Raw genomic sequence first — 23,099 nt, 5'->3', positions numbered from 1 at the left:
AAAGAAAATAACGTAAGGGGTTTTGGTTATGAATCAATTGGCAAACTGTCCACAATGTAATCAGTTATTTTTAAAAACCACCATCCAAACGGTTTGTAACAAATGCTTTGAAGAAGAAGAACGTTCTTTTGATATCGTTTATAAATTCTTGCGTAAGCAAAGTAATAGACAATCAACCATTGCTGAAATAGTAGACGCAACAGAAGTTGATGAAGAATTAATCCTGAAATTTATCCGTTTGAAAAGACTTCAAATTAGTCAATTCCCGAATATCAACTATCCTTGTGAAAGATGCGGCCAACCGATCAGGAAAAACAAGCTGTGTAGCCATTGTGAAAAGGATATAAAGACACAAATCAGCCAAATGGACCAAGAAGAAGAGCGTAAAAGGGAGATTGAATCTAGGAAAAAAGACACCTATTATGCCATTAATCCTAAAAACGACTGATTCCCTAAACTAAGTTGCAGTTTGGTCGATAAAATGGATAGAATCAAGACAGACTGTAACGGAAAGCGAGAGGAATCCCGTGAAAATTAATCGATATGGAACACAACCAGTAAATCCTTACAAGAAAACATATGAGAAACAAACGTTGCAATCGAATCAAGCAAAATCAACTGACAAAGTCGAAATTTCTAAAAAGGCAATCGAAATGCAAAAGGTGCCGAATATCATGAAAGAACGTCAAGATAAAATAGACCAAATTAAAAAAAGCATTGAAGCCGGAACATATCAAGTAGATACAAAAGGCATTGCAGATAAAATGCTGAATTTTTATAAACAACAATAACAAAAGGGAGTAGCGTGAATGTCAGTAAAAATAATGATTGAAGAACTGCACCGTCTCTACGGATTACATGAACAGCTTCTAAAGCTGTCTAAGAATAAAACAGAAATGCTGAAAAATAATGAGATCGATGCTCTTTCAGAGGTTCTGAACCTTGAGCAAAAATATATTCAGGCCATTTCACAATTAGAAGAAAAGCGGATTGAAGCAGCAGTTCAATTTTTACAAAGTGATCAATCGCCGACAATCACCGCATGTATCGAAAAAGCTACAGGAACGGATCAAGAAGAGCTTATTTCGTTATATGAGAAGCTGAATGACATCATGGTGGAACTGAAAGATGTAAACGAACTGAACAAACAGCTTATTCAGCAGTCACTTCAATTTATTTCACTGACATTCGATCTTGTGAATCCTAACAAAGAAAATATGAATTACGGACAAAATGGTCTTGAGAGTTCAAAGCCTAAACAGCATAGGGCTTTGTTTGATTCAAAGGCGTAAACAAGGAGGATATCTATGGGTTCTACATTCATGGGACTAGAAACGGCAAAAAGAGGAATCACAGCCCAGCGTGCAGGGCTTTATGTCACATCAAACAACGTATCCAATGCAAATACTGATGGCTATTCAAGACAGAGAGTTACCTTTAAAGCAGAGAATCCTTACCCAGTGATTTCTGTTTATGATGGCAAGACATATGGCCAAATGGGGACAGGTGTCCAAGTTGGAACTGTTGAAAGAATTCGAGACAGCTTTTTAGATCTTCAGTATAGAGATCATAACAATAACTTGTCTTATTATGCGACGAAGTCTGATGCTCTTTCACAAATGGAAGGAGTGATGAATGATTTAACAGATGAAGGCTTGAATAGAGCCTTTGATAATCTCTGGAAATCATTACAAGTCTTATCAGAATCGAAAAATGCTGATACTGCTTCAGCCCGTACAGTTGTTAAGACAAGTGCTCAGGCTTTAGTAGATCAATTCCGCCTGCTAAATTCTTCTTTAACAACGATACAAAAGAATTTAAAAACTGAACTCGATTCAACGGCAAAAAATGTGAACACCCTATTAACTCAAATTGATGAAGTGAATAAACAGATTGCAACCGTTGAGCCAAATGGTTATCTTCCCAATGATCTTTATGATACGCGCGACGCTCTTATAGATCAGCTTTCCTCACTTGTTGATATTAAAGTGAGCTACAACCCTTCTGGAGGAAATGCTCTGGAAATTGCTGAAGGAACCGTTAACATCGACATTATCGGTGCTAATGGACAATCTGCTGGAACGATTTTAAATGGCATTACTAATGAAAAATCTGAATTGCAACTTTCCTATGATAATACGACAGGACTTGTTAACTCACTCCAATTTGGAACGACAACCATCGCAGCTGATCAATTACAAGTGAATGGTAAAGTAAAAGCACTTGTTGAGGCGTATGGCTACATGTCTAATGGAGATGAAAAAGGCATGTACCCGGATATGCTTGCTGAGCTGGATGAAGTAGCAAAAGTATTTATGGATGCTTTTAACGATGTCCATAAGCAAGGGTACACGTTAAATGGCACAAGTGGACAAGACTTTTTCGATATTGAGAATAACAATGATTTGAATAAAGGCTTGGCAGCCCGTATCAAAGTGAGTGACGTGATTTTAGCATCGACAGATAACATTGCTGCATCTCTTAATCAAACGCAAGGTGATGGTTCGAATGCTACGAAATTAGCTAATATTCAAAACTTAAAGCTGCCAATCGGCGGAAATACCACAACGATTCAGGATTACTATCAGAATGTCATTGCTGAAATGGGGATACAAGCTAAAAAGAACATGACCCTTGAAAGCAGTTCAGCAGCTCTTGTGAATTCAGCCAATGAACGCAGGATGTCAACTAGTGCTGTATCTATTGATGAAGAAATGACGAACATGATCCAATTCCAGCATGCGTATAATGCAGCAGCAAGAATTATGACGATGCAAGACGAAGTATTAGATAAAATAATAAACGGCATGGGAGTCGTAGGAAGGTAGGGTAACTGATGCGAGTCACGCAAAGTATGATTTCTCAAAATTCACTTCGAAATATTAGTAAAAGTTATGAAAAACTCTCTAAAATTAATGAGCAGGCACAGTCTGGAAAACGTTTCACAAAAACGTCTGATGATCCTGTGGCAGCAGTGAAAAGTCTTCAATATAGTACAGCCATGTTTCGAAATGAGCAATACCAAACTAATTTAAATGAGGCACGAAACTGGATTGATACATCTGAAACAAGTGTCACTGAAATAATTGATATCATGTCAAATATACGAGATAAAGTACTCGATGCGGCCAATGGAACAAAACAGCCAGAAGATTTAGCTGCTATCGGAGTGGAAATTGGTCAGATGAAGAATCAAATCATTGATGCAATGAACACGCAGATGTTAGGTAAGTTTGTTTTTAATGGGACGAATACCAATGTTAAACCAGTTGTAGAGAATGCAGATGGTACGTTTACATTTAACTTTGAAAACTATACAGATGCAAACGTGGTTCAGTCGAACATTTCTGATGGAATCACATTAAATGTGAATTCAAATCCTCTTTCAGCTTTTGGTGGGCAATCTGCCAGTGGTCAAAATGTCATTGAAATGCTGACTGATTTAGAAAACTCATTAAAAAATGGAACGTTTACAAATTCAGATGATGCATTAGGAAATATCGATCAGTTTAAAGAAGTGATGAGTGCTGAGCGTTCAGATCTTGGGGCTAGATCCAATCGTATCGACTTAGTCGGGAGCCGTTTGACTTCGCAATTTGAAGTGCTGAAAAAGGCTAAATCAGATGCCGAAGATGTAGAAAGTGAAAAAGCCATTCTTGATCTTCTTCAACAAGAGACTGTGAATAGAGCTGCTTTAGCGACGACAGCTAAAGTGATTCAGCCATCCCTTGTCGATTTCTTAAGATAAGAAAGAGCATCCGTTGGGTGCTTTTTTGCATCATGGAGGTGAACCTATGCAAATCCCTAGATTGTTAATGGAGCAAACTTATGCAAAGCTGCAAATGTCGACAACCCCTTCCAAGCAAGAAGTAGAGCAGCCAAGAGCGGATCTTGACATTCAGCAGCCAAGAGCTGTCATGAATATCACAAGGACACCGTCGAAATTAACCATAGATCAAACCGAGGCATTTGCCGATATGGATATTAAGTCGATTTTTAGGCGTTCAGAGGAATGGGCGGCTGAGGGGAAACGTGCGATTGGAGAAGGAATGGGGCGTAGAGCGGAAGAAGGAAGTGAACTCATCAAGATCGAGAATGGTGGGAATGCGATTGCTGAGTTTGCGAAAATCAACGGCAGTCCTCCAGCAAAACAATTCAACATCGGTGTGATTCCTTCATTTTTTAGTGTGAAAATTCATTATGAGCCATCTGAACTTAAAATTGATGTGGAGCCGCAAAAAGCTATTATAGAGGCAACACCTCATAAACCAATTGTTAACTACCAGCCAGGTAAAGTTCATATTGATATGTTACAATACCCAGAATTAAAAATAGAAGTTGACGAAACAGGTCAAAATGGTGATAAGGTATAGTTAAGAAAAATGAAAAAGGTCGTGAATTATGATCATTCAAACAAAATACCATGGCGAAGTGACGATTAAAGAGGAGCAAATCATTCACTTCTCTAATGGGATACCAGGATTTCTGGATCAAAAACAATTTGTCATTTTACCTTTATCAGAAGAATCCCCATTTTTAGTTCTCCAATCTTTGGAAAATACAGAACTAGGCTTTATTGTCAGCAGCCCATTTTTGTTCTTCAATCAATATGAATTTGACTTAGAAGAATCGGTTGTAGACATTCTTGGGATAGAAGATGCCAATGATGTGGAAGTCATGGTTATTTTAACAATGGGATCTTCTATTGAAAAAACGACAGCCAATTTAAGAGCGCCTATTATTGTGAATCGGAAAAACATGAAAGCCAAGCAGGTCATTTTGCATGATTCAGCCTATCATACAAAACATTTGCTAGAGGTGGCTTCCTCATGTTAGTTCTATCTCGTAAATTAAATCAATCGATTCAAATAGGCGACGATATTGAAGTTAAAATTATTGCGATTGAAGGCGACCAAGTAAAAGTCGGAATTGAGGCTCCTAAGCATATTGATATTCACAGGAAGGAAGTATACCTGTCTATTCAAGAAGAAAACAGCCGTGCTGCTAGCTTGTCCTTTGATCTACTTTCTCAATTATCCTCACAAAAAAAGTGAGGATTTTTTTATCCTATTTGTCTATCCTCCTCCGTGTGAAACCGTAGAAGTACATCATCTATATGAAACTTTAACAAATCGGGCCATCTATATTTAATTTAATAATTCAAAGCCGATATAAAAGATAGATCAAAGCACAGGAGCTGAATAACTATGTCTGTTGGTAAGTTGACTTCGCTAGAGCCACTGATTGATGCATTTCAAACCCGTGTTACGAATCATCAAAATGACAATGCAAACACTGATTTACAAGCAAATGGAAAAGTCGTTTCAAAAGAAGAAATTGAGAAAACGCTTCAAGGAGCAAATAAGCTGATTGAACCTACTCAATTTCATCTTCAATTTGAATTGCATGAAAAACTCAATGAATATTATGTCAAAGTCGTAGATAACCAAACCGAAGAAGTCATTAGAGAGATTCCTTCCAAAGAATGGCTTGATTTCTATGCGGCAATGACAGAGATTGTCGGTTTATTTGTCGATAAAAGAATGTAATTGAAGGGAGAACATAAACCATGGTTAATCGAATTACTGGATTTTCTAATGTATTTGATATTGATGAAATCGTCTCAAAGTTAATGAAAACTGAGCAAGCACCTCTTGATAAAATGACACGTCAGAAACAAACACTTGAATGGCAAAGAGACAGCTATCGCGAGGTCAATTCAAAGGTCAAAGAATTAGATGATCTCATTGCCAAACTAAATTTAACATATCCGAGTACTTATGGCGCAAAAAAGGTCACTAGCTCCAATGAATCTGCTGTCACAGCAACTGGCTCAACAAATGCTACCTCTGGCTCGATTAATGTGACCCAACTAGCGACAGCATCCGTATTCAAATCTTCTAGTCCATCTGGATTTACTGCTTCAAACGGTACGTTTACGTTTGAGGTGACGACACCAGATTCTACAACACCTAAAACAGTTACCATTAATACAACTGATACAGATACCCTTGATTCAATCGTGTCAAAATTGAACAACGCTCAACTAGGTGTCACGGCTTATAAAGGCCAGATCTTTGATGGAACCAACTACGTAGATACGATCGCTCTGACTTCGCGTACGACTGGTGAAGGTGTCAGTATTAAGGCAGCAGATGGCAATTCTGCTTCATTTTTAACGCAATTAGGATTCCAAGTGGATGGAGATAATAAATTAGTTGCGACTACTCAAGGGCAGAAAGCGCAATACGAAATTAATGGTCTCAAAATGGAAAATAACAATAATACCTTCACGCAGGCTGGTATCACATATGAACTTAAAGGAACAACAGATAAGCCTGTCAGTTTGAACGTTTCAACAGATGTCGATGCCATCTTTGATAAAATCAAACAATTCGTTGATAAATACAATGAACTTGTTGAAGAGATCAATGGTAAAGTCAATGAAAAAAGAAATAGAGACTACTATCCATTAACAGCTGAAGAGAAAAAAGCCATGTCTGACAAAGAAGTCGAGCTATGGGAAACGACTGCGAAGTCAGGCTTGTTGAGAAGTGATTCAATTTTACGATCTGGTGCATCTAAATTAAGAAGTGATTTTTATGTTGATATTACGACAAGTGATGGGAATAAAATTCACATGACACAAATCGGAATTGCCACTTCAGATAAATATAAAGATGGCGGAAAGCTTGTCATTGATGAACCGAAGCTAAGAAAAGCTATTCAAGAAGACCCACAAAAGATTAGTCAAATATTTATGTCAGGTTCGCTAAATGTAGATTCAAAAGATAAAGATAAAGCGCAGCAGCAATATAAAGAACAAGGAATCATCTATCGTGTCAAAAATTCTTTAACAGCCTATACAAAGAGTATTCAAACAAAAGCTGGTAGTACAACAATGGAGCTAAAAGAATACGGACTTGGTAAGGACCTTGATTCTTTGACTCAACGAATGAGCACATTCCAAGATCGTTTAAAAATGGTGGAGGCTCGTTACTACAAAAAGTTTAACGCCATGGATAGTGCGATTCAAAAGCTAAACAACCAATCTGGCTATCTTTCTCAACTGCTTGGACAATAATTGGAGGTTTATAACATATGGCAATTCAGAACCCTTATGCCGCCTATCAGAAAAATTCTATTGAGACCGCAACACCGGCCGAGTTAACGCTTATGCTTTATGAAGGATGCTTAAAGTTTATTAGACTAGCAAAGCATGGCATTCAAAAAGAAGATGCTGAAATGAGAAACTTGAACCTGAAAAAGGCTCAAAACATCATTCAAGAATTAAATGTCACCTTAAATCGTACGTATGATGTATCAAAGAGCATGGCAAGTATGTATGACTACATTTATCGAAGACTGATTGAAGCCAATCTGCAAAATGACGAAGAGATCCTGAATGAAGTAGAGCAATATGTGACTGATTTCCGAGATGCTTGGAAGGAAGTCATTCAAACCGATCGAAAAGGGCGTCACCACTCTATTGGGGGATCTCTATGAGTATTGTGGACCAACTGCATGACCAAACGTTAAAAATGGCAGCGGAAATAGAGGCCAACCCGCAAAGCGAAACACTCGTTGAAGACTTTGATGCTTTTTTAGTTGAGAGAGACGAACTAATGAGAGACATTCAACATGAGCTTTCCGTTCAAGAAAAAGAGAAAATCAAAGAAATCATTCAAACAGATCAACTGATGGCCAAGCAGTTAACGGAGATTCAAAATGGGATCAAGGCAGATATTCAAGCCATTCAACGTAAGAAAACAAAACAGCTGAATTATCAAAATCCGTATCAGCCCATGACAAGTGACGGCGTATACTACGATAAACGGAAATAAATAGGTGAGACCTGTGGCGTATCGTTCAGATGACTATATTTTATTAACCACATATTATGACCTTCTATATACGATAGAAGAGAGTCTAAAATATTTAGATGAAATTGAGAAGGATTTCGCTAAAACAGAAGGGGATCGGATCTTTAATGATCTGATCCATGCCTTCTTTCATTTAGAGACAACACACCCGCTTCTGCTTTCAATTATTGAAAATGAGCACTTTGCCAAGACGATTCGATCGTTTGACCAAATTTTTTTAAGTTTCGATATACTAGCTTTCTATACATTCCCTTCAAATCACTTCCAGTCATTCCTTACATCATATTTTATACCTGAATATAGAAAGTGGATGGATGAAATACATGCCTGTATGAGGCCGTATGTCATTCATTAATTTTTGTTCAATTCAGACCATTCGGAGGAATTTATGAGACTAAAAAATCAATTTTTATTTGGGCTTATTGTCATATGTATATTGTTTGTCAGTATTTTAGGATTTTCTAGCTTTATCTACTACAAAACAGATCAATCGTATAAAGCACTCCTCACCAAAGAAGTGAAGCTGTACCAGACCTCGCTGGAATTAGAAGCACTGCTGCAAAAGCAGGAAGCACAAATTAAAACGTATGTGGTTGTTCAGGATAGGAAAGTCTCACAAAATATTGAAGATACCTATGTTGATATTAATAAAAAAACAGGTGATGCTTTAAAACTGAGTACAGTCAAACAAGCAAAAAAATTGTTAGAAAAGATTTCTCAGAAGAATGAGCTTTATTATGAATCCACGAAAAGGCTATTTATCTCATTGAATACCAACAATCAAAAAGAATTCAACACCCGCCTCAGTCAAGAATTACAACCTATCGAACAAGAAATACATACCTTTACAAAAGAATTTGCTCAAAAACAATTGAAACAGCGTGATCAAAAAATCAGTCAGCTCAATGAAGAAAGTAACCAATTATTGCTGACGCTTATTCTCGTTAGCGCAGCGATTATAGTCGGCTTTTTAGTCATTGGCACAAGGTTTGTTCATCGTATGACAAAACCGATTGTCTCTGTCACACATGCAGCAAGAAGAATGGCAGATGGTGACCTCACACTTGAAGAGATTGAAGTAACCTCTAAAAATGAAATTGGCCAGCTCGGTACGGCTTTTAACCAAATGACCGCTCATTTGCGTCAGCTCATCCTACAGGTGCAAAATGGATCAAGGCAATTAGCTGATTCTGCTGCGCAATTTGAAGAAACCATCAGTCAAACCATTTCGGCTAGTGAACAGACGTCTAGCTCGATTGAACAGGTCAGTGAAGCTTCACGTGAACAATCGGATGCAGTAGGAAAAGTAGCTTCTTCAATTCAAGAAGTTTCGACTGGTATGCATAATGCGGCTGAACATACGTCTGATGTTTCGGGTCACTCAATTTCAGTGACTGAAAAGGCTGAAGAGGGCGCATCCCTCATTCAACAATTTGTGAAACAAATGAGTTCTATTAAGGAATCTGTGAATGAACATCATTCTACAATGGCCAATGTACAAGTACAATTTACCGGCATTCAAGGCCTGCTGGGGAATATTCATGCCATTGCAGATCAGACAAATTTACTTGCTTTAAACGCAGCCATTGAAGCAGCAAGGGCTGGGGAACATGGACGAGGTTTTGCGGTTGTTGCAGATGAAGTCAGAAAGCTGGCGGAAGAATCAAGTCAGCTGACTGATCAAATTAGTCAGTTACTCACCAACGTGAACAAAGATACTGAAAGATCGTCTCAATCTATGACGAAAGTGGAACGAGATGTAGCAGAAGGTGTGAAAGTATCGCAATTGTCTGAACAGAGCTTTCAAGAAATTCTGGAATCCATCCGTGATATCTCGATGAAAGCAGAGGAGCTTTCTGCTACGACAGAGCAAATCTCAGCTAGTACAGAAGAAATTTCTCAAACAATTGGTGTGATAGAAGAAGGAGCCAAGCGAAATTCTGAGGAAACAGAGTACATGTCGGCGGCTGTTGAAGAATCACTAGCGGCGAATGAGGAAATGAAAGCAGCTGCGGAGGATTTAAAATCTTTGTCTCAATCACTGAAAACATCTATTTCATCTTTCAAGATTTAACAGTGCGATGGTCTTTTTCAAGAATCAAGCGAATATATATTCATCACCTATCAAGTAAAAGCTGAAGCACCGCAGGATTCGACAAATTTCAATAAAAATTCACATTTTTTTTACGTTTGAGCAGGAGAAAAGGAGGGAAAAGTAGAAATAAGTTTACATATCCTTAATTTTAAAGGAGGCGTTCTTTACATGAATTACAATGTCCGAGGAGAAAACATCGAAGTAACACCTGCACTAAGAGATCATGTCGAGAAAAAAATTGGAAAGCTGGAGCGTTATTTTGAGTCAGATGTTGATGCTTCAGTCAACGTGAACTTGAAATTTTACAACGATCAAGAATCTAAAGTTGAGGTTACCATTCCAATGACTGATCTAGCACTTCGAGCAGAGGTGCATAATGAGGATATGTACAATGCAGTAGACCTAGCAACCAGTAAATTAGAACGTCAAATTAGAAAACATAAAACGAAAGTGAACCGTAAATTCCGTGAGCAAGGTGCGAAAAAGCATTTATTTGCTGGAGGAAACGGTGCTTCCGAAGTAGCAGTTCAAGATGACGAAGAAATTGATGAAACAGAAATCGTCAGACAAAAACGCTTCAATCTAAAACCAATGGATAGCGAAGAGGCCATTCTCCAAATGAACATGTTAGGTCACAGTTTCTTTGTCTTCACAAATGCTGAGACAAATTTGACCAATGTGGTATACCGCCGAAATGACGGTAAATATGGACTCATTGAGCCGAACGCTTAATCATTCGTTCCTTTTGATCCGAAAATGACCTAAAAAAAGTAAACCCGTTCCCTTCATTAGGGGCGGGTTTTTTGTGCTAAATCATTGCAAATTCTTTGGAAATCAAGGAAGGTATGGTATGATAAATGCAGGTAAATATGGACCTGTCAAACTTTTGGACATGCCGAAAAATTGCATGAAATAGAGGAGCGTTATTATATGCTTGGAATCTTAAACAAAGTGTTTGATCCTACGAAACGTACGATCAGCCGATATGAAAAAAAGGCAAATGAAATCGAAGCTCTCGCTCAAGATTTCGAGAAATTATCTGACGAGGCTTTACGAAATAAAACGATCGAATTTAAAGAAAAACTTGAAAAAGGACAATCTGTAGACGACCTTTTGGTTGAAGCATTTGCAACGGTTCGTGAGGCTTCCCGCCGCGTGACAGGAATGTTCCCATTTAAGGTGCAGCTCATGGGGGGGATTGCCCTACATGAAGGGAATATCTCTGAGATGAAAACAGGTGAAGGGAAAACGTTGACATCAACGATGCCTGTTTATTTGAATGCTCTTTCTGGAAAAGGCGTCCACATTGTGACAGTCAACGAATATTTGGCAAGCCGTGATGCAGAGGAAATGGGCAAGATTTTCGAATTTCTTGGATTAACGGTTGGCTTGAACTTAAACAGTTTAGACAAAGATGAAAAAAGAGAAGCGTACGCTGCTGATATCACGTATTCAACAAACAATGAGCTTGGCTTTGATTATTTACGAGATAACATGGTGCTGTATAAAGAGCAAATGGTTCAAAGACCACTTCATTATGCCGTCATCGATGAAGTTGACTCCATCTTAATTGATGAAGCGAGAACACCTCTTATTATTTCTGGACAAGCTGCAAAATCGACGAAACTTTACGTACAAGCAAATGCCTTTGTTCGTACGTTAAAAATAGAAGACGATTTCACTTATGATATTAAAACAAAAAGTGTACAGCTGACGGAAAGCGGAATGACGAAGGCGGAAAAAGCATTCGGCATTGAGAACTTGTTTGATGTCAAACATGTCGCTCTTAACCACCATATCGCGCAGGCTCTTAAGGCGCATGTTGCGATGCAAAAAGATGTTGATTATGTTGTGGAAGATGGCCAAGTCGTCATCGTTGACTCCTTCACAGGACGTTTAATGAAAGGACGTCGCTATAGTGAAGGTCTGCACCAAGCCATTGAAGCAAAAGAAGGTCTTGAAGTGCAGAATGAAAGCATGACACTTGCAACCATTACGTTCCAGAACTACTTCCGTATGTATGAAAAGCTATCTGGTATGACAGGTACAGCGAAAACGGAAGAAGAGGAATTCCGTAACATTTACAATATGCAGGTTGTCACAATCCCAACCAATAAACCGGTTGTGCGTGATGACAGACCTGATTTAATTTACCGCACGATGGATGGCAAATTTAAAGCAGTAGCTGAAGACGTCGCACAGCGTTATATGACAGGACAGCCGGTCCTTGTCGGAACTGTTGCGGTTGAGACATCTGAATTAATTTCAAAACTGCTTAAAAATAAAGGCATCCCTCATCAAGTGTTAAACGCGAAAAACCATGAGCGTGAAGCACAAATTATTGAGGAAGCTGGACAAAAAGGTGCCGTCACAATTGCGACAAACATGGCGGGACGTGGAACAGACATCAAGCTTGGCGAAGGTGTGAAAGAACTAGGCGGTCTTGCTGTTATTGGTACAGAGCGTCATGAATCACGCCGTATTGATAACCAGCTCCGTGGTCGTTCTGGTCGTCAAGGAGACCCAGGGATTACTCAATTCTATCTCTCAATGGAAGATGAATTGATGCGCCGATTTGGTGCAGAGCGGACAATGGCGATGCTTGATCGCTTCGGTATGGATGACTCTACTCCAATTCAAAGTAAAATGGTCTCAAAAGCTGTTGAATCTTCTCAAAAACGTGTTGAGGGGAATAACTTTGATTCCCGTAAGCAGCTTCTGCAATATGATGATGTTCTTCGTCAACAGCGTGAAGTCATTTACAAACAGCGTTTTGAAGTCATCGATTCTGATAACTTGAAATCGATTGTGATCAATATGATTCAATCGTCTATTGAGCGGGCTGTTGGATCTTACACGCCGAAAGAAGAACTTCCAGAAGAATGGAAACTAGATGGTCTTGTTGAATTAATCAACACGAACTATTTAGATGAAGGTGCCATTTCGGTCAAAGATATCTTCGGTAAAGAAGCAGATGAGATCACCGAATTCATCATGGAGCGGATTAAAGAGAAATATGATGCAAAAGAAGAGACATTTGGCGATGAACAAATGCGCGAATTTGAAAAAGTCATCGTTCTTCGTGCAGTAGATTCGAAGTGGATGGATCATATCGATGCAATGGATCAGTTGCGTCAAGGAATCCATTTACGTGCATATGCACAAACCAATCCGCTTCGTGAGTATCAAATGGAAGGATTTGCGATGTTTGAGCATATGGTCGCTTCAATTGAAGATGACGTCGCTAAATATGTGCTAAAATCAGAAATCCAAAACAACCTAGAACGTGAAGAAGTCGTTCAAGGACAAACAACTGCTCATCAGCCTCAAGAAGGCGATGAGGAGAAAACAGTGAAGAAAAAGCCGGTGCGTAAAGTGGTGGATATCGGAAGAAACTCACCATGTCACTGCGGAAGCGGCAAGAAATATAAAAATTGTCATGGGAAGACAGAATAAGTAATGGAAAGAGGTGAAAACCTCTTTCTATTCATGTCAGCCCCCATACATCTATGAGGTGAAGGATATGGAATTAGTAGAAATTAGACAAGAGCTTGAAAATATGGCTAGCAGGCTAGCTGATTTTAGGGGGTCTCTTTGACCTCGATACAAAAGAAGCGAAAATTGCAGAGCTTGAGGCCACGATGTCAGAGGCTGACTTTTGGGATGACCAGCAAAAAGCGCAAGGTGTCATTAATGAAGCCAATGCACTGAAGGATTATGTGAATACATATCATGAGCTCAGTGAATCTCATGATGAGCTGCAAATGACGCATGATTTATTAAAAGAAGACTACGATGAGGATCTTCATGCAGAGCTTGAAAAAGAACTGAAGAACTTAACAAAACAATTTAACGAGTTTGAATTGCAGCTTCTTTTAAGTGAACCGTATGACAAAAACAATGCCATTCTTGAGCTTCACCCGGGTGCAGGTGGAACGGAATCACAGGACTGGGGATCGATGCTCCTCAGAATGTATACCCGCTGGGCAGAGCGCAGAGGCTTTAAGGTCGAAACACTTGATTATCTTCCTGGTGATGAAGCAGGAATTAAGTCTGTGACATTACTGATTAAAGGACATAACGCTTACGGTTACTTAAAAGCAGAAAAAGGTGTCCATCGTTTAGTCCGTATTTCTCCATTTGATTCATCTGGCCGTAGACATACATCTTTCGTTTCCTGTGATGTCATGCCAGAATTTAATGAAGAAATTGATATCGATATTCGTACAGAGGATATTAAGGTGGATACGTATCGTGCAAGTGGTGCAGGGGGGCAGCACGTCAATACGACGGACTCTGCGGTTCGTATCACACACATCCCAACAAATGTCGTCGTGACGTGCCAAACGGAAAGATCTCAAATCAAAAACAGAGAACGTGCAATGAAAATGCTGAAGTCTAAGCTTTATCAAAAACGGATCGAAGAACAACAGGCGGAATTGGATGAAATCAGAGGAGAACAGAAAGAAATTGGCTGGGGAAGCCAAATTCGCTCGTATGTTTTCCACCCATATTCTCTTGTGAAAGACCATCGTACCAACACGGAGATGGGAAATGTTCAAGCGGTGATGGATGGAGATTTAGATTCCTTTATCGATGCGTATTTACGTTCAAAATTATCATAAAAACTCGGCTTCTTGCCGGGTTTTTTTAATTGTGAGAAAATATAATGAATATAAAGGAATACATATGCCATACTGACTCTATATCCTTTGTATGATGAAATTAGCAATTAAAGGGGGAAATAATTTGGGATTAAAACCATTACAAGAGACGTGGGATTTAGATGCCTTTTTTAAAGGAGGCAGTTCTTCATCAGAATTTATCACATACTTAGAGCATATACAGCAGCTATTAGATGAGTTACGACAAAAGGTAGATGCCTTTTCAAAAGAAGATACACAAATTGAAAAAAAGTTAACAGCTGTCCTTGAAACGTATGAAATCACATATAAAAAATTAGCACAAGCAGGTTCATTTGTATCTTGTCTACAATCTCAAAATACAAAGGATATGAAGGCGGGCAGCCTCCGAGGATCTATTGCCAAGCTGGAAGCTGAATTAGGAACCATTCTAGCCGGGTTTGATCAATCACTTGCTGCGATTTCTACTAGCCAGTGGGAAGAATTAATGGATTCAGTCGCTTTTTCAGATGTTCGTTACATATTAAATGAACGAAGAGAACATGTGAAAGATCAACTGCCTGTTGAACAGGAAACACTCATTCAAAAGCTAGCAGTAGATGGTTATCATGCGTGGGATGAACTTTATTCTAGCTTGGTGAACAAAATTACCATTCCATTTGAGCAAAATGGTGAAACACAAATGATCTCTGTAGGCCAAGCAGAAAATGCGATGGATGATTCAGACCGTGAAGTGAGAAAAGCCGTCTATCATAATTTAGAACATGCATGGACACAGGATGAACATTTGTTTGCAAGCACACTCAATCATCTCGCTGGTTTTCGTCTACAAGTATATGAAGCCAGAGGATGGGATCATATACTAAAAGAGCCTCTTGATATTTGCCGGATGAAACAAGAGACGCTCGATACAATGTGGTCTGTCATTGATGAACATAAACAGCCATTCATTGAATATTTACAACGTAAAGCTGACATGCTTGAGGTTGATAAACTGAGCTGGTTTGATGTGGGAGCACCTATTGGAAGTGAGACAAAGACCTATTCTTATCAAGACGCAGCCGCTTTTATTATCAAGCATTTCGCAGGGTTTGGAAAAGAGCTTGCTGCTTTTACTGAAAAAGCTTTTAATGAACGCTGGGTAGAAGCTGAGAATCGCCCAAACAAACGAGTGGGCGGTTTCTGTACGAATTTCCCTGATAGCGGAGAATCACGTATTTTTATGACCTTCTCAGGGACTCCATCCAATGTAGCGACACTAGCACATGAGCTTGGTCATTCGTTCCATCAGGAAGTCATGCAGGATGTTCGGATGTTGAATCGTAAATATGCGATGAATGTAGCTGAAACTGCGTCGACATTCGCTGAAATGATTGTGGCAGATGCTTCATTAAAAGAGGCGGCCAATGAAGAAGAGCGTCTCAGTTTGCTAGAGGATAAGCTGCAGCGTAGTGTGGCATTCTTTATGAATATTCAATCACGCTTCTTATTTGAACAACGTTTTTATGAAGAGCGCAAACAAGGAGAAGTGCCAGCTGACCGCTTGAATGAGTTGATGGTAGAAGCACAGAAGGAAGCCTTTGGCGACTCTTTAGATGAATACCATCCGCATTTCTGGGCGTCTAAACTGCATTTCCATATTACAGGTGTTCCGTTTTATAACTTCCCTTACACCTTCGGGTACATGTTCTCGCTAGGTATTTACGCGAAAGCATTGCAGGCTGGGGCATCATTTGAAGAGAAATATATTGCGCTATTAAAAGATACAGCGTCAATGACTGTAGAAGATTTGGCATATAAGCACCTAGGTGTCGACCTTACTCAAAAAGCATTTTGGGAAGAGGCCATTTCACTGGCTGTGGCAGATGCTGAAGAGTTTTTAGAAGCGACGAAGGCATAAAAAATGAAAAGCTCCCATTATGGGAGCTTCAGCGTGTAGACAAACCCTCGCATTCGTTGTCAGTCCTGCGCTTCGGTGCTCACGAATGTCAAATTCGCTCCGCGCCGATGCTCGTCCTTCCTAGACTGCAAAGGTTTTCTATCACGCTGAAAAGAAGACAAAGGGCTAAAATCAAGTTCATTTTAGCCCTTTGTCAACAATCTTGCAGCTCCCATTACGGGAGCTTTTTTGCTGGTTTTACCCATTCCAGCATCGTCTGAACGATGTCTTTTTGTTGCGTGAGGACTGGAATGTCTGCAGGCTGATCCCCTTTTTGTTTGCCATACATGCCAAATTGAGCATGATTACCACCTTTTATCTCATGATACACCGTTTGAGAAGGCAGCTGCTTTTTCGATTTTTTGATTTTTTCTCGTGTTGCGAGACCATCTTTTTCGCCTGAAATAGATAATACTTGCAAGGAAGCCTGTTTCAAATCATCTGATGCAGGATAGGAGGCAAGGAAAAAGAGGCCGTCCAGCTTGCTTTGATTTTTCTCTGCATACATAGCGGCAGCTGTTCCGCCTAGCGAATGCCCGCCAATGTACCAATGCTTGATGGCTGGATGACTTTTGAGGATATCGTCTGCTTTCTTCGTATTAAATATTGCGAAGGAAAATGGCATGTCTGGGATAAAGACCGAATAGCCTTTCTTCATCAGCGCATTCCCAAGATAGGCATACGCAAGAGGTTCAACTTTTGCCCCAGGATATAGAATGATGCCAGTATCGCTTTTCGATGCTTCAAATGAATATACCCCGTTTTTATGATCGACCTGCTCAATGTTCATCTGCTTTTTTAACGCTTCCGATGGTCCATATGTAAAGCGGCTCCATGTATAGAAAGCACCAAAAGCTAAGATGATGAGTGCAAGTAATGTAATACCGGTGATCTTCAGTATTTTCTTCATCGTATGTCCCTTCTTTCTCATGTACATATTAAATATACCATCATTTACTCTTCTGCCAAACGGCAAGTACGCTGATCCGGCTGTGTGATAAAGTATTAATCCATTAGCACTGCATTTGGCTGTTATTTACAATCCGAATGAGAGGGCTTAAAATAGGTGTGCATTCAGAAGTAACGGAGGAAGAAAGACATGAAGCAGGAACATTCTCAATTTTGGATTGAAGTGAAAAATTATTTACTCATTTTAATAGGATCAGCTATCGTAGCGGTTGGCTTTAATACGTTATTATTACCAAATCAGATTGCTGCTGGCGGTGTGAGCGGAATCAGTACCATTATGCAATCATTCGGCTTTGAAGCTGCATATGTTCAATGGGGTCTCAATATTCCGCTCTTTATCGCAGGCTTTTATTTATTAGGTGGAACATTTGGGGTAAAAACGCTCGTTGGTTCTGTCTTTTTACCTTTAATGGTGTTCTTAACAAGACACATTGCTCCTGTCACCCATGAAGCACTGCTCGCAGCAATATTTGGCGGTGTAGTGATTGGGATCGGGATTGGGCTCGTTTTCCTCGGCAATGGTTCAACGGGAGGAACGGCACTTGCGGCCAAAATCATCAATAAATATACAGGGCTGACGTTAGGTACTTGTTTAGCAATGATGGACGGTTTGATTGTTTTGGCGGCCATGACTGTTTTTGGGATTGAAGAAGGACTGTACGCTGTGATCGGAGTGTTCATTTCTAGCAAGACGATTGATGTCGTACAGGCTGGCTTTAGTCACTCGAAGATGGCTATGATTATTACGGGCCATGAGGATGAGGTCAGACAGGCGGTGTTTGATCAAATTGATCGTGGTGTAACGAAGATTTCAGCAGTAGGTGGGTACACCGACCATGACCGGCCTATTTTAATGTGTGTTGTAGGGCAGTCACAATTCACAAAGTTGAAACAAGTGGTAAAAGCGATCGATGCATCAGCGTTTGTCATCGTCATGGATGCAAAAGAGGTGCTTGGTGAGGGTTTTAAAAGGGCGTAAACAAGGATATAATAACGTTGACCAAATGATTGTAAGGGAGGGAAATACATGAAAAAGAGCGGATTAACGCTTCTTTTTGTCGCTATGCTTTTTGTACTTGCGGCTTGTGGAGGAAATTCAAGCAGCAGTGACAAAGAAGGCAGTAAAAGTGCTTCAAGTGTGAGCAGTGGTGAAGAGATTTATCAGCAAAACTGTATTGGCTGTCATGGAAAAGACTTATCTGGCGGAGGCGGCCCAAGCCTGAAAGAAGTCGGGAAAAAATATAATGAAAGCCAAATTGCAGATATTGCTCAGAACGGTAAAGGATCTATGCCAAGCGGAATGGTAGATGAAAAACAAGCAAAAGAAGTCGCCAAATGGCTTGCAGAGAAAAAATAAAACCTTTGTCTAATCGACAAGGTTTTTTTATTTTCTATTTGTAGAAAAAGACTTTTGGACAGTATGAAAACGTATTATATTAAATTTTATTTAAAAAATAAGGGTAAAAAGACATGTTTTTCGGTTTTGGTTGCTCTATTTACCTTTTATTTATAAGTTTTGAAATATAAATGTAATACCATTGCGTCGATTCATGACGTATAATTGGAGTTGTTGAAATTTAGACGATTCAATTTTTTCATCTTTTTGGATGAAAAGGACATAAATTGCTTGTGCGTATCGAAGGGTATGTGCGTGACCATACATAACGTTTTTTGACGAGAAGTGTCAGAACATCATGATAAGCTGTTTGACAGCGAATAAGAAAAGATTAGGTGATTACATGATTGAAATGAAGGAAGTCTATAAGATCTATCCTAATGGTGTAAAGGCGATCAATGGAATCAATGTCTCTATCCATCCGGGAGAGTTCGTGTATGTTGTTGGTCCCAGTGGCGCTGGTAAATCCACGTTCATTAAAATGATGTATCGTGAAGAGAAGCCAACAAAAGGGAAAATCTTAATTAATAACAAAGATTTAGGCTCGATGAAGGAAAAAGAAATTCCTTATGTGAGAAGAGAAATTGGCGTAGTATTCCAAGATTTCAAACTGCTTCCAAGTCTCACGGTCTTTGAGAACGTGGCATTTGCTCTTGAAGTCATTGGTGAACAGCCAAGTATTATTAAGAAAAAAGTGCTTGAGGTACTTGATTTGGTGCAATTAAAGCACAAAGCTCGTCAATTTCCAGATCAGCTTTCCGGCGGTGAACAGCAGCGTGTATCGATCGCTCGTTCGATCGTCAATCATCCTGAGGTTGTCATTGCAGACGAACCGACAGGAAACCTTGATCCAGATACTTCATGGGAAATCATGAAGACACTCGAAGAGATTAATAACCGCGGAACAACAGTCGTCATGGCGACACACAACAAAGAGATTGTAAACAGCATGAAGAAACGCGTCATCGCAATCGAAGATGGAATGATTGTACGTGACGAAGCAAGAGGGGAGTACGGAATTTATGATTAAAACTCTCTCGCGGCATTTACGTGAGAGCTTCCGTTCACTTGGAAGAAACACGTGGATGACATTTGCATCAATTAGTGCGGTCACTGTCACATTGATTTTAGTTGGGGTTTTTCTTGTCATTATGCTCAACTTGAATAACATGGCATCGAACGCTGAGAAAGAAGTAGAAGTAAAAGTTCTCATCGATTTAACTGCGAATCAAAAGCAGCAGGATGAATTAAAAGCAGAAATTGAGAAGATTCCTGAAATCAGTGATGTGAAATATTCATCCAAGGATGATGAACTAAAAGCACTGATTAAAAGCTTTGGTGAAAATGGACAATCTATGGGACTGGTTGATCAAGAAAATCCATTGAATGATGCGTTTATTGTGAAAACAACAGATCCCCACGATACACCAAAAGTAGCGAAGAAATTAGAAAACCTAAAAGGGACGTATAAAGTCACTTATGGAAAAGAAGAGGTCAGCCGACTCTTTAATGTTGTCGGAGTGGCGCGTAATGTCGGCATCGCACTTATTATTGGGCTTTTATTTACAGCGATGTTCTTGATTTCCAATACGATCAAAATTACGATTTTTGCTAGACGTAAAGAAATTGAGATTATGAAACTAGTAGGTGCAACGAACTGGTTTATCCGCTGGCCGTTCTTCATCGAAGGATTACTACTTGGTGTATTTGGCTCGATTATACCAATCGCTGTATTGCTTGGCACGTATCAATATGCTGTCGGCTGGGTGGCGCCAAGGGTACAAGGTTCATTTATTTCAATGCTTCCATACAATCCGTTTGTCTATCAAGTATCACTGATCCTTCTATTGATCGGTGCCATTATCGGTGTGTGGGGAAGTTTAACGTCCATCCGTAAATTCTTGAAAGTATAAATCTATTTATATTGATGGCAGCACTCGAGGATTCTATAGAAGATGTGACCGGTTGATCCAATTCATCCGGTCGACTCTTTATGCAGGCAGTTGTCATGGGAGGGGAATATCGTTTTGAAAAGAAAGCTGATGATGGCTGGAATGGCAGCGTTTATTGGAACAACGTGGCTATACATTCCAGGGAACGAAAATCGTGCATTCGCATACGAAGACCTAGATCAAAAACGTCAACAAATTGAAGAGAAAACATCGAAGACTGAATCAACCTTGAAGAAAAAGAAATCAGAACTGGCAAAGCTTGAAAAGAAAGAATCAAAGCTCAAGCAAGAAATTGAAAAAATTGACCAAAAAGTAAGTGTCGCAACTGAAAAAGTCGCTGAAAAAGAAAAAGAGGTCAAACAGACGAAACAAGAGATCAAAAAACTAAAAAAAGAGATTGAAGTCATCAACGAGCGAATTGAAAAGAGAAAAGCGATTTTCAAAGATCGAATTCGTTCTATGCAAAAAAGTGGCGGTACAATCAACTATTTAGATGTGCTGCTAGGTGCTCGTAGCTTTAGTGATTTTGTCAGTCGTGTGGGAGCTGTTACAACCATCGTCGAAGCAGATAAAGACATGATTACAGAACACGAAAATGATTTGGAGCTAGTGGAGCAAAAAGAAGCAGAGCTAAATAAACAGCTAAGTGGACTTGAAACATCTTTGAAAGAGCTTGAAACGTTGAAAAAGGACCTATCTAAACAGCAAAAAGAAAAAGGAAAAGTCCTTGGTCATGTAACGGAAGAAAAAGAACATGCACATGATGAACTAGGAAAGCTTGAAAATGAACAAGAAATTCTAGCGAATCAGAAAGCGGCGGTAAAGTCTGAAGAAGCACGCCGTCAAAAAGAAGAAGCGAAGAAAGCAGAACAAGCAGCTGCTGAAAAAAGTGCACCTGCACCAAGTGGAGGATCTGATCAAGTGTCAGATACACCAGCAAGTAGCTCAGGTTTCATTAAGCCAGCTGCAGGCCGTTTCTCATCAGGCTTTGGCGGGCGTTCTGGCGGACAGCATTACGGATTAGATATCGCTGCAAAAGGCACTGTATCTGTCGTTGCAGCCGCATCTGGCACAGTCACGAACTCAAGCTACTCGTCGAGTTATGGGAACGTGGTGTTCATTACACATAACATCAATGGCCAAACGTATCAAACGGTATACGCTCATCTTTCAACAAGAAGTGTGTCAACAGGTCAAAGAGTCGAGCAAGGTCAATTCCTTGGATATATGGGCAACACAGGTCAGTCTTATGGCCAGCATCTTCATTTTGAAATTCATAAAGGATTATGGAATGGCGCGAAATCAAATGCTGTCAATCCAGCGCAATATATCCGCTGACAAAAAGCCGATAACATCATGTTATCGGCTTTTTTCATGTAGATGAAATTAAAATAACAGCAGTAATCCGGCAATAATAGGTGTTAAAAGCACAGCGGATTTTAATAAAAGTTTTGGCGCAAGGCGTGTAAATTTTGCCCCAATAAAAGCCCCTAATACGGTACCGATTAAGATCTGAACGAGCAGGATAAAGTCAACATAGCCTTCTGAAATATAACCAATCCCACCGCCAATAGAGATTGGAATAATCACTAGCATCGTTGTGCCAACAGCTTGTCTAATAGACAGCTTCAGCAAAATCAAAAGCCCCACTTGAATAAATGGTGCTGATCCGATACCGAACATCCCTGAAAGCATCCCTGATACAAGGCCTAATATAATGCCCCTGATCAGCAATTGGCGTGAAGAAAGCGGCTGCTGCTCAGCATCTTCTTTTAGGACAAACAATTTGATCATCATAAAAACAGCAGATAAAAAGAGCATACCAGCTGTTAAATAGTGCAGGCTATCCTCTGGAATAAAAGGAGCCACTTTTGCTCCGGCAAATGAAGCAATACAAGCTAGTGCACCAACAATCAAACCTGATTTGAGCTGGATATTTCCTTCCCGGTAGTGGCTGTATGCACCAGATAAAGTCGTAAATGCCATAGCAGCTAAAGATGTACCAAGTGCAGTATGGATTGGTACATCAAAGATTAACGTCAGCAATGCGATGACAAAACCAGCCCCGCCAGCTCCTACAAACCCTAGTAAAATTCCTAATAAAAGCATAGTCAATATAATATACATAGCGATGACTCCTTCTCGATCGTAACAAAATAAAAATTACACCTAATGAAATGATTAGTCAAGCCTCCCTAGGAGAATGTCTTTACATGAAATCC

General features: G+C 39.6%; 25 protein-coding genes. 23 read left to right on the top strand and 2 right to left on the bottom strand.

All coding sequences use genetic code 11. The features are described 5' to 3' along the window. Positions 1-28 precede the first annotated feature (28 nt). From ABG082_RS16385 to ABG082_RS16300, 18 genes are all read left to right on the top strand, one after another. Positions 29-448, top strand: coding sequence for a TIGR03826 family flagellar region protein (locus ABG082_RS16385; protein WP_017357864.1), 420 nt, complete (start codon positions 29-31; stop codon positions 446-448). A 79-nt stretch (positions 449-527) separates the two neighbouring features. Further along, positions 528-791: a flagellar biosynthesis anti-sigma factor FlgM gene (flgM, locus tag ABG082_RS16380; RefSeq protein ID WP_003213252.1), complete on the top strand. Its 264-nt coding sequence runs from the start codon at positions 528-530 to the stop codon at positions 789-791. An 18-nt stretch (positions 792-809) separates the two neighbouring features. Beyond that, positions 810-1,292: a flagellar protein FlgN gene (locus ABG082_RS16375; RefSeq protein WP_007499977.1), complete on the top strand. Its 483-nt coding sequence runs from the start codon at positions 810-812 to the stop codon at positions 1,290-1,292. A 15-nt stretch (positions 1,293-1,307) separates the two neighbouring features. Continuing rightward, on the top strand, positions 1,308-2,828 hold the full coding sequence (gene flgK, locus ABG082_RS16370) for a flagellar hook-associated protein FlgK (protein ID WP_058336981.1): 1,521 nt from the start codon (positions 1,308-1,310) through the stop codon (positions 2,826-2,828). An 8-nt stretch (positions 2,829-2,836) separates the two neighbouring features. After that, entirely contained in the window at positions 2,837-3,748 is a 912-nt protein-coding gene (gene flgL / locus ABG082_RS16365) for a flagellar hook-associated protein FlgL (protein ID WP_008348257.1), read from the top strand. A gap of 46 nt (positions 3,749-3,794) precedes the next feature. Beyond that, positions 3,795-4,373 carry a DUF6470 family protein gene (locus ABG082_RS16360; RefSeq protein WP_047945621.1) on the top strand — a complete coding sequence of 193 codons (579 nt, stop codon included), beginning with the start codon at positions 3,795-3,797 and terminating at the stop codon, positions 4,371-4,373. 28 nt (positions 4,374-4,401) lie between these two features. Continuing rightward, positions 4,402-4,836 (top strand): flagellar assembly protein FliW, encoded by a 435-nt coding sequence (fliW, locus tag ABG082_RS16355; RefSeq protein WP_348936272.1) that lies wholly within the window; start codon positions 4,402-4,404, stop codon positions 4,834-4,836. After that, positions 4,830-5,054, top strand: coding sequence for a carbon storage regulator CsrA (gene csrA / locus ABG082_RS16350; RefSeq protein ID WP_008348252.1), 225 nt, complete (start codon positions 4,830-4,832; stop codon positions 5,052-5,054). The genes fliW and csrA overlap by 7 nt, the downstream gene beginning before the upstream one ends. A gap of 153 nt (positions 5,055-5,207) precedes the next feature. Continuing rightward, positions 5,208-5,549 (top strand): flagellar protein FlaG, encoded by a 342-nt coding sequence (flaG, locus tag ABG082_RS16345; protein WP_007499987.1) that lies wholly within the window; start codon positions 5,208-5,210, stop codon positions 5,547-5,549. Between the two features lie 20 nt (positions 5,550-5,569). Continuing rightward, positions 5,570-7,084, top strand: a complete 1,515-nt coding sequence (locus ABG082_RS16340) for a flagellar hook-associated protein 2 (RefSeq protein ID WP_348936271.1) — start codon at positions 5,570-5,572, stop codon at positions 7,082-7,084. A 17-nt stretch (positions 7,085-7,101) separates the two neighbouring features. Then, complete coding sequence (gene fliS, locus ABG082_RS16335; protein ID WP_008348247.1) at positions 7,102-7,506, top strand: flagellar export chaperone FliS; 405 nt, start codon at positions 7,102-7,104, stop codon at positions 7,504-7,506. Continuing rightward, positions 7,503-7,844 carry a flagellar protein FliT gene (locus ABG082_RS16330; RefSeq protein ID WP_008348246.1) on the top strand — a complete coding sequence of 114 codons (342 nt, stop codon included), beginning with the start codon at positions 7,503-7,505 and terminating at the stop codon, positions 7,842-7,844. The genes fliS and ABG082_RS16330 overlap by 4 nt, the downstream gene beginning before the upstream one ends. Positions 7,845-7,857: 13 nt before the next feature. Next, positions 7,858-8,238: a hypothetical protein gene (locus tag ABG082_RS16325; RefSeq protein WP_008348244.1), complete on the top strand. Its 381-nt coding sequence runs from the start codon at positions 7,858-7,860 to the stop codon at positions 8,236-8,238. Positions 8,239-8,271: 33 nt separating this feature from the next. Beyond that, the gene (locus ABG082_RS16320) at positions 8,272-9,957 is read left to right on the top strand and encodes a methyl-accepting chemotaxis protein (protein ID WP_348936270.1); all 1,686 of its coding nucleotides are present in this window, start codon (positions 8,272-8,274) and stop codon (positions 9,955-9,957) included. Positions 9,958-10,146: 189 nt separating this feature from the next. Further along, the gene (raiA, locus tag ABG082_RS16315; protein ID WP_007499992.1) at positions 10,147-10,710 is read left to right on the top strand and encodes a ribosome-associated translation inhibitor RaiA; all 564 of its coding nucleotides are present in this window, start codon (positions 10,147-10,149) and stop codon (positions 10,708-10,710) included. Between the two features lie 198 nt (positions 10,711-10,908). After that, positions 10,909-13,434: a preprotein translocase subunit SecA gene (gene secA / locus ABG082_RS16310; RefSeq protein ID WP_035701569.1), complete on the top strand. Its 2,526-nt coding sequence runs from the start codon at positions 10,909-10,911 to the stop codon at positions 13,432-13,434. 67 nt (positions 13,435-13,501) lie between these two features. After that, positions 13,502-14,603, top strand: a protein-coding gene (gene prfB / locus ABG082_RS16305) for a peptide chain release factor 2 (protein ID WP_348936269.1) whose coding sequence is annotated in 2 segments (ribosomal slippage) — positions 13,502-13,573 and positions 13,575-14,603 — 1,101 coding nt in all. Because the reading frame shifts where the segments join, the coding sequence is not laid out codon by codon here. Positions 14,604-14,727: 124 nt separating this feature from the next. Further along, positions 14,728-16,521 (top strand): M3 family oligoendopeptidase, encoded by a 1,794-nt coding sequence (locus tag ABG082_RS16300; protein WP_348936268.1) that lies wholly within the window; start codon positions 14,728-14,730, stop codon positions 16,519-16,521. Positions 16,522-16,735: 214 nt separating this feature from the next. On the opposite strand, the gene ABG082_RS16295 is transcribed toward ABG082_RS16300, so the two are convergent. Further along, positions 16,736-17,470 (bottom strand): alpha/beta family hydrolase, encoded by a 735-nt coding sequence (locus tag ABG082_RS16295; RefSeq protein WP_019743415.1) that lies wholly within the window; start codon positions 17,468-17,470, stop codon positions 16,736-16,738. A gap of 189 nt (positions 17,471-17,659) precedes the next feature. On the opposite strand from ABG082_RS16295, the gene ABG082_RS16290 reads away from it, so the two are divergent. The 5 genes from ABG082_RS16290 to ABG082_RS16270 all read left to right on the top strand — a co-directional run bounded on the left by ABG082_RS16290 (position 17,660) and on the right by ABG082_RS16270 (position 22,215). Beyond that, positions 17,660-18,508, top strand: coding sequence for a YitT family protein (locus ABG082_RS16290; RefSeq protein WP_017368132.1), 849 nt, complete (start codon positions 17,660-17,662; stop codon positions 18,506-18,508). 48 nt (positions 18,509-18,556) lie between these two features. Further along, entirely contained in the window at positions 18,557-18,886 is a 330-nt protein-coding gene (cccB, locus tag ABG082_RS16285; RefSeq protein ID WP_008348231.1) for a cytochrome c551, read from the top strand. Between the two features lie 382 nt (positions 18,887-19,268). Beyond that, positions 19,269-19,955 (top strand): cell division ATP-binding protein FtsE, encoded by a 687-nt coding sequence (ftsE, locus tag ABG082_RS16280; protein WP_008348229.1) that lies wholly within the window; start codon positions 19,269-19,271, stop codon positions 19,953-19,955. Next, positions 19,948-20,838, top strand: a complete 891-nt coding sequence (gene ftsX / locus ABG082_RS16275; protein WP_024719915.1) for a permease-like cell division protein FtsX — start codon at positions 19,948-19,950, stop codon at positions 20,836-20,838. The genes ftsE and ftsX overlap by 8 nt, the downstream gene beginning before the upstream one ends. A gap of 114 nt (positions 20,839-20,952) precedes the next feature. Next, positions 20,953-22,215: a peptidoglycan DD-metalloendopeptidase family protein gene (locus ABG082_RS16270; RefSeq protein WP_348936267.1), complete on the top strand. Its 1,263-nt coding sequence runs from the start codon at positions 20,953-20,955 to the stop codon at positions 22,213-22,215. 48 nt (positions 22,216-22,263) lie between these two features. Here the strand turns inward: ABG082_RS16270 and ABG082_RS16265 are convergent, their stop codons facing one another. Further along, the gene (locus ABG082_RS16265) at positions 22,264-23,004 is read right to left on the bottom strand and encodes a sulfite exporter TauE/SafE family protein (protein WP_008348223.1); all 741 of its coding nucleotides are present in this window, start codon (positions 23,002-23,004) and stop codon (positions 22,264-22,266) included. Positions 23,005-23,099 lie beyond the last annotated feature (95 nt).

The sequence above is a fragment of the Bacillus sp. BS1807G30 genome (genome assembly GCF_040047675.1).
GTDB classification, from domain to species: domain Bacteria; phylum Bacillota; class Bacilli; order Bacillales; family Bacillaceae; genus Bacillus; species Bacillus altitudinis.
Note: the sequence above shows the minus strand (reverse complement) of the source record. Positions and strands in the feature narration are given on the sequence as shown.

Bases quoted from the DNA above. Each gene is read 5' to 3' on its own strand.
- fliS (WP_008348247.1), top strand. From the start codon at position 7,102: ATGGCAATTCAGAACCCTTATGCCGCCTATCAGAAAAATTCTATTGAG.
- ABG082_RS16295 (WP_019743415.1), bottom strand. From the start codon at position 17,470: ATGAAGAAAATACTGAAGATCACCGGTATTACATTACTTGCACTCATC.
- ABG082_RS16265 (WP_008348223.1), bottom strand. From the start codon at position 23,004: ATGTATATTATATTGACTATGCTTTTATTAGGAATTTTACTAGGGTTT.
- ftsE (WP_008348229.1), top strand. From the start codon at position 19,269: ATGATTGAAATGAAGGAAGTCTATAAGATCTATCCTAATGGTGTAAAG.
- raiA (WP_007499992.1), top strand. From the start codon at position 10,147: ATGAATTACAATGTCCGAGGAGAAAACATCGAAGTAACACCTGCACTA.
- flgK (WP_058336981.1), top strand. From the start codon at position 1,308: ATGGGTTCTACATTCATGGGACTAGAAACGGCAAAAAGAGGAATCACA.
- ftsX (WP_024719915.1), top strand. From the start codon at position 19,948: ATGATTAAAACTCTCTCGCGGCATTTACGTGAGAGCTTCCGTTCACTT.
- csrA (WP_008348252.1), top strand. From the start codon at position 4,830: ATGTTAGTTCTATCTCGTAAATTAAATCAATCGATTCAAATAGGCGAC.
- flgL (WP_008348257.1), top strand. From the start codon at position 2,837: ATGCGAGTCACGCAAAGTATGATTTCTCAAAATTCACTTCGAAATATT.
- ABG082_RS16340 (WP_348936271.1), top strand. From the start codon at position 5,570: ATGGTTAATCGAATTACTGGATTTTCTAATGTATTTGATATTGATGAA.
- ABG082_RS16385 (WP_017357864.1), top strand. From the start codon at position 29: ATGAATCAATTGGCAAACTGTCCACAATGTAATCAGTTATTTTTAAAA.
- flaG (WP_007499987.1), top strand. From the start codon at position 5,208: ATGTCTGTTGGTAAGTTGACTTCGCTAGAGCCACTGATTGATGCATTT.
- ABG082_RS16320 (WP_348936270.1), top strand. From the start codon at position 8,272: ATGAGACTAAAAAATCAATTTTTATTTGGGCTTATTGTCATATGTATA.
- ABG082_RS16375 (WP_007499977.1), top strand. From the start codon at position 810: ATGTCAGTAAAAATAATGATTGAAGAACTGCACCGTCTCTACGGATTA.
- fliW (WP_348936272.1), top strand. From the start codon at position 4,402: ATGATCATTCAAACAAAATACCATGGCGAAGTGACGATTAAAGAGGAG.
- ABG082_RS16330 (WP_008348246.1), top strand. From the start codon at position 7,503: ATGAGTATTGTGGACCAACTGCATGACCAAACGTTAAAAATGGCAGCG.
- ABG082_RS16290 (WP_017368132.1), top strand. From the start codon at position 17,660: ATGAAGCAGGAACATTCTCAATTTTGGATTGAAGTGAAAAATTATTTA.
- ABG082_RS16360 (WP_047945621.1), top strand. From the start codon at position 3,795: ATGCAAATCCCTAGATTGTTAATGGAGCAAACTTATGCAAAGCTGCAA.
- secA (WP_035701569.1), top strand. From the start codon at position 10,909: ATGCTTGGAATCTTAAACAAAGTGTTTGATCCTACGAAACGTACGATC.
- cccB (WP_008348231.1), top strand. From the start codon at position 18,557: ATGAAAAAGAGCGGATTAACGCTTCTTTTTGTCGCTATGCTTTTTGTA.